Genomic DNA, 6,780 nt, shown 5'->3' on the forward strand with positions numbered 1-6,780 from the left:
AAGAAATGCGAATTCTGTTCAGAATCATTGACCTATGGCAAAGGGGTGCGCTTTCACAGTCCTGAATATGTAGTGGAGCTGGTTGCCAAGGTTTATAAAGATTACGGAATTGAAGGCATTTATTTTCATGACAACGATTTTCTGATCAACCGCTCCCGGGCAGAAGCCATATGCGGCCTTATGATCAAGCGTGGTCTGCAGCACCGGCTGATTTGGGGGATACAAGCCCGGGCCGAGCATATTGAGCCCGGGATTGTAAGAAGGCTGAAGCAAGCAGGCTGCGTTATCATCGAGGTGGGGATTGAATCCGATTCGCAGGCTGTCCTTGACGCAATGCACAAGGACAGTACAGTCGAAACTAATGAACGTGCCATAAGGATCTGCCAGGATGAGGGCATGAAATTGCATGTCTATATGCTGACCGGTTTAGAGGGTGAAACCTTGTCTGATTTGGAGCGGCGCTTGAAATGGCTTAAAAGGCTGCAGCCCTTTTCATTCAGCTGGTCGCAGTTGGATATCCACCCTGGAACCAGGTTGTATCAGCGCCTCAGGCCCGGGGTCTTCGAGCACATGCCCTGGAGCCAAGAGGCGGTACATGATTACTACCATAAACAGCAGCTCTCCCGGATTTCTTCCCTCGATCGGGAGGCATGGATGTCCAGGCACTATAATCCTTACATTCAGAAACGCAGGCGGCTTAACCTGCTGCGGTCCAATAGTCCTGAACGCTTATGGGATTTCTTGAAAATGAAGGCCAAACATAAAATTTCCATCAGAGGATGAGTTGAGGAGCAAGCTATTGAGCAAAGCTGCGGATAAATTTATCATCACATTTTTACGCCTATGTTTTCAGAGTTCGGATCCGGCTGATCTTATCCAACAATGGCATGCCGCGGATCAAAAAGATGTTGTAAACGGTATTATTTCCAATGGCCTGGCCGGGTTTTTCCACCATAAACTTCGTACCCACCCGGAGTGGGGTTTGCCTGCCGAATTAGAACAGGGCTTAAAAACCGCAGCTCAGGTAATCGCCCTGCAAAATGCAGTCTATGAAAGAGAAGGGATGAAAATCACCGCCGCCCTGGAACATCACGGTATTCCCTACCTGATCTTAAAGGGTTTTTCTCTGACGGAACGCCTCTATGACAACAGCGGCATAAGGCCGGTCAGCGATCTTGACATCTATATTTCCCGGTCAGATTATGCCAGGGTGGGAGAGATTTTAGCAAGGTCCGGCTATCAAGCCGGGATGACAGCTGATTTTCGCGGTTCCCTGGAAGAATACCAGGCGATTGCCGAAGCCTATTGCAGTGAAATGCAGTATGCCAAAACGCTGGGGAAGATGAGCATAAACCTGGACATTCACTGGGGCATGGACGGCCTGTGGGAAGGCTCGCCTTTAAAAGCCTTGTTTCCGGTAGAAGAATGTCCCTGGATGCAATATACGCGCCGCGTTCAAATGGATGATTGGGCTTTCAATGCCTTGAGCTGGGAGATGCAGTTCCTGCAAATAGCCGGCCATTTCGCTTTGCACCATCAGTACCAGGGGATAAAGTGGTTTCTGGATCTATGCCTTTTACTTGATAAGGTCGGCGCTGAGTTAGACTGGGATTTCATTTACCGGATGGCCGGCAGCGCCGATAGCCGCAAAACCATTGCCGTTATCCTGCGTCTGATGGCCGACGAGTTAACGCTTCTACCCCAGGGAGTACCCCCCTGGCAGACTTTTTGGGACGGCAAGGGACTGCCTGGTGAATATTCCTTCTACCGGCGGCGGCTGTTAAGCCGGGCCAGCAAGAAAGGACAATACCTGGCTTACATCATGCTGCCGTTAAAGCTGCGCGACAAGAGCAGGGTGTTGGGCTACTACCTGTTTAACCCCGGGGCGGTTTCGCACTGGCGCAGTGAGGAGCCCATACCTGCATGGCGGTGGTGGCAGCCCTTTTATATACTATACCGGGCGGGAGAAGAGTTTATCATCCAGCGGCGCTCTGGTCAGGACAGGGAAATAAAAGGGAGTTCCCCTCAATCCTATGAGGACGGGCGGGGTCCCCGCCAATAAGGAGGAAAAACAGATGATTTTGATAACCGGAGGAGCTGGATATATCGGTTCCCATGTAGTTAAAGAGATTGCCCAGGCCGGATACGGCGTGATAATCCTGGATAACCTCTCTACTGGAAACCACGCCGCTGTTGAAGCGTTGCATACGCTGTTGAGCGCCGCCCCCGGGGCCGGTCAGGTAAGATTGATAGTGGGAGATTGCGGTGATGAGTCCTTAGTGGACCGCATCTGTCAGCAGCATCGCATCGAAGCGGCGGTTCATCTAGCCGCGTTCAGCGAAGTAGGGGAATCAATGCAGGATGCGGCCAAGTATTTTACCAACAACACTGCTCAGACTATATACTTGCTGAACAGCCTGCGGCGCAACCAGGTGCAAAACCTGGTGTTTTCTTCGACAGCGGCGGTTTACGGCCAGCCGCTGCACAGTCCGATCCTGGAGGATCATCCTTTAAAGCCCGCCAATGTTTATGGATTGAGCAAGATGATGATAGAAGCCATGCTGCCCCGCTATAGGACCAACTACGGACTTAATTACATATCACTGCGTTATTTTAATGCGGCCGGGGCTGATAGCAGCGGCTTAATCGGCGAGAAACACCGTCAGGAGTCGCACCTGATTCCCCTGGTCATATTGCGGGCTATAAATAAAAGGTCTCAGTTTACCATTTACGGCGATGATTATGATACCCCCGACGGCACTTGCCTGCGGGATTACATTCATGTCAGCGACCTGGCCCGGGCCCATCTGTTGGCCTTGCGAGCCTTGCTGGCAGGGACAGTGGCCGAGCGGGTTTTCAATTTGGGGAATGGTCAGCCTCATTCGGTTCGCGAAGTCATCGCCGCAGTGGAAAATATCTCCGGCAAGTCCCTGGAATACAGTATAGGCCCACGCCGACCCGGTGATCCCGGCATACTCCTGGCCAGCGCGCAGAGAGCCAAGGATGAACTCGGCTGGAATCCCCGGTTTCCTCATCTGCAAGACATAGTAGATTCCGCCTGGAAGTGGCATCAAAGCGAAAACTGGTAGATTCCCCCAACAACTGAGGCATGATTCCGATAACCCTCGTCAATGGGTCTTCAAAAGAGGAATAATGTGGAACCGGGCCTTATTAGGACGAATATCATATCATATCACGGCGTGAGTCAGGCCGTGTTGATCAATTCTTTTTGGCCATAAGGGGGGACTACCAGTGCATTGTGCATCTATTGAAACCATCAAGGAACGGGTTATCGGCATTGTTCCCTTTTATGAGGAAACCGGCGATGCCACCAGGGTTTTAGTGGAGGAAGGCGATCCTCATTGGGAGAGGCGCAGTGTCTTGAGCGTTAAAAAGACTCTGGCCAGATGCCATTTGATCGACCTCAAGGAACAAACCCGCAGACTTCAGGAATTTTTCAAAAGGCGCAAACTATTGCCTTTCTATCTGAGCAATGAAAGGGTTTTTATACCGGTGAAGGTCAGGAAAGCTTTGATTAAAAATGACTCTTGTTACGGTTACATCGACTGGCGTTATGTGGAGGATATAGTCAAACAGGACACCGGAGGCACTTTGATCAAAATGCGCAGCAACCGGGGCCTTTATTCATTGAGCAGCAGCAACCAGCTGATTCAGCAACTGCACATGGGGCGGCAGCTTTTTGATTTTTTGCAGCAAAGTTCGGGCCAAAACCCCAGCGGCGAGAAATTGCTGTTGGAAGCCGCCCGGCTTTTGGCGGGATCATTGGACCTGATTCACATCGGGCTGGGGAAACTGGGCAGAAATGGATAGACATTGGCAGCTTAACAAATTTTGACGGCAGGAAAGCGCAAGGTGATCAACGAATTATTCGTAATACGATAATAAATGTCATTATTTATGATTATTCAATTATTTATATAACTATTAACAAATGCGGTTGTTACAGCTCCGGCTTCTATGGAGACAGCCGGGCCAGGCACAACTGCAATTTATGAGCGGAGATATATAATGTCGATAATAGATTTATTTGGTAAAGGCCGCAGAGGCGTGTTCACCTGGGTCTTACTAATCTTGCTGTTTTGCTCGTTTTATTTTTCACCGGTACAAGCTGTAGTAAGTGCACAACCCGGCTTGTTAAGCGACCGGGTTGCCGCTATTGTAAATGCCGCCCCTTTTGCCCTGGAGAATTTTATTATTCCGGGCGGATTAAGCGGAAAAGGTGAGCTGATCGGCATTGCTGACAATGGTTTGGACCGGGGCAGCCTCAGTGATCTCCATCCTGACTTGAGCAATGATGCAGACAGGGCTCCACGCATCAGTGCGCTTAAATCCGCCTCCGGCCGAAACATTCCGGACGATCCCTCCGGCCATGGCACACATATGGCTGGAATTCTGGTAGGGAGCGGAGAATCTTCACAGGGTAAATATCGGGGTATCGCGCCGGGCAGTTCCCTTTATTTTCAAGCCCTCCTGGATCAGCAAGGCGAATTGAAAATTCCCTCTAACCTGGCTGAGCTCTACGATCCTGCTTATCAAGCCGGAGTGCGGGTATATATAAATGGGTGGGGCAATCCCGGCAACAGCTACCGGAGCCAGAGCCGCCAGATAGACTCCTTTATCGCCGAGCATCCCGACTTCCTGGCTCTATTCGGCGCAGGCAACAATGGCCCGGCCTCGGGATCACTCAGCGCCGAGGCCAACAGTAAGAATGCTTTGGTGGTTGGCGCCAGTCAGGTGCCCAGACCTGGACTGGACATGGATAGCGCTGATGCCAGCCAAATACTGTCGTCTTCCAGCCGCGGGCCCACCGCTGACGGCCGCATCAAACCTGAATTGCTGGCCCCGGGCGCCAATATCATAGGAGTATGCTCCAGGCTGACAGAGAGTAATTTAGAAAGCAATCCGGCCTACACCACCATGAGCGGCACCAGCATGGCCAGCGCCGTGGCCGCAGGAGCAGTGGCTTTATTGCGGGAATACCTCCAGACCCATCGCCATCTTGAAAATCCCAGCGCAGCGTTAATAAAAGCAATAATGATAAACGGGGCCCGGTTCAACCCGAATACCGCATCCGAACAGGGCTTTGGAATTTTGGATTTGGCTGGCGCCATTCTGCCTATACGGGACCGCACCGTAGAATATGTAAACCAGGCTGGCCTGACAGCGCATCAGACCCGCGAATACCGGATCAGCCTTGAAAAACCGGGAGGACTATTCAAAGCCACCCTGGCCTGGACCGACCCTGCCCCTGCACCCGGTACTACCAGTGTACTGGTCAACAATCTCGACCTTTTGGTGAAAGACCCTGAAGGAAGACTTTACCGCGGCAACGATTTTTTCCACAGCGGGCGGGTTGACGAGGCGAATAATGTCGAACAGGTTATGATAACCGATGCCAAGGCAGGAGAATACACCATATATGTTAATGCTGCCCGCCTGGATGAGAATTATCCGCAGCAGTCCTATGCTCTGGTATACGGCCAGGCCATGCAGCATGAAACAGTTGCTGTCGATGCCGGGGGAAAGCTGAGCTTCAGCGGTGGCGAGGCCTATACGGGGCCTTTGGATTATGATCAGACCAAAATAATACCCTCCGCGAGCCAGCCAAAAACAAGAACCGGCGGAGAATTATACTGGAATGACAAAAGCTCTTATCTTTTCCTGCAGACATGGGAAAGCAGCGGGGTGCAGATGCTGACCACAACATCGGGCAGCCTCATAATGGAGGCCAACCCCCGGGCCAGAGAAGGCGGCTATTATTTGGACAGCCAGTGGCAGGAATACCAGCAGGTGCTGGTAAATGGAAAAGCTATCGACCAGGCTAATGACTTTCCAACCGGAGCCCATATTAATGCAACGGTAAATCCCCTCCATCAAGTGCTGTGGCAAGCAAACGCCGCCGCTGCTCCGGCGGAAGGTTATATCAAAAAGGTCGATCACAGTACCCGCCAGATCTGGCTGATTAATGATGACCAGCCCTACAGGCTGTATCCGGGTGCAGCCATCAATGTCAGCAACAGCCTGGATGACAGCATGGCTGAAGCGATTCCCTACGGATTTGCGGACAGTGTCGACATGGAGGGACTTCTGCCCGGCATGAAAGTCAAGATGCTGATCACCCCGCAGACGCGATGGGTTAATTACCTCACCGTGCAGCGCAATCTGGTGATCGGCAGAGTACTACGAATATCCCCGGAGAACGAAACTGTGGACCTCAACAACGGAGTCACCTACAGCCTGTTTCCCGGCACCCGGTTATACCGGGACGGCGTTGAGGCGAGCCTCGAGGAAATTCAAGCGGGCGACTATGTTATTGGACTGCATCTGCCCGGTTCTCCGCAGTGGCTGCAACTGCAGGCTTATAGCCGGGTAGTTTATGGCCGGGTGATCTATTTCAATGAAAATACCCAGACGCTTTATTTCTTCAATAAAGACAACCAGATTCAGAATTGTCAGCTAAGCGGGCAAACCAGATCTTTCCGCTGGGGAAGCATGATGTCCAGACCTGCTTTTGAACCCGGAGCCTGGGTCAGAGTACTCCTGGAACCAGACGGCCGCAAAGCATTGAGGCTGGATGAAGCGGCTGCATCTGAAATTGCTGAAAAGACCCTGGTCAGGTATGATGCCGTAAACCAGATGTTCGTTATGGATGATGGAAGCCTTTACCAGTGGCTTCCGTCAACCCTGGTGAGCAGCGGAGGCTATGCGCTGAACCCTGAGGACATGATCGAGAACCGCAGGGTGCGGGTGACCACCCTG

Annotated in this window: 5 protein-coding genes; all 5 read left to right on the forward strand. The window is 51.9% G+C overall.

The features are described from left to right. On the forward strand, window positions 1-783 hold a 783-nt coding region (locus tag B2633_RS08850), incomplete at its 5' end, for a B12-binding domain-containing radical SAM protein (RefSeq protein ID WP_483170242.1). Between the two features lie 16 nt (window positions 784-799). Next, the gene (locus B2633_RS08855; protein WP_483170243.1) at window positions 800-2,062 is read left to right on the forward strand and encodes a nucleotidyltransferase domain-containing protein; all 1,263 of its coding nucleotides are present in this window, start codon (window positions 800-802) and stop codon (window positions 2,060-2,062) included. A 13-nt stretch (window positions 2,063-2,075) separates the two neighbouring features. Further along, the gene (gene galE / locus B2633_RS08860) at window positions 2,076-3,089 is read left to right on the forward strand and encodes a UDP-glucose 4-epimerase GalE (RefSeq protein ID WP_483170244.1); all 1,014 of its coding nucleotides are present in this window, start codon (window positions 2,076-2,078) and stop codon (window positions 3,087-3,089) included. Window positions 3,090-3,252: 163 nt separating this feature from the next. Further along, window positions 3,253-3,831: a hypothetical protein gene (locus B2633_RS08865; protein ID WP_483170245.1), complete on the forward strand. Its 579-nt coding sequence runs from the start codon at window positions 3,253-3,255 to the stop codon at window positions 3,829-3,831. A 198-nt stretch (window positions 3,832-4,029) separates the two neighbouring features. Continuing rightward, on the forward strand, window positions 4,030-6,780 hold a 2,751-nt coding region (locus B2633_RS08870; RefSeq protein WP_483170246.1), incomplete at its 3' end, for a S8 family serine peptidase.

The organism is Syntrophomonas sp. UBA1041, assembly GCF_002316705.1.
Classification (GTDB): domain Bacteria; phylum Bacillota; class Syntrophomonadia; order Syntrophomonadales; family Syntrophomonadaceae; genus DTU019.

Bases quoted from the DNA above. Each gene is read 5' to 3' on its own strand.
- galE (WP_483170244.1), top strand. From the start codon at position 2,076: ATGATTTTGATAACCGGAGGAGCTGGATATATCGGTTCCCATGTAGTT.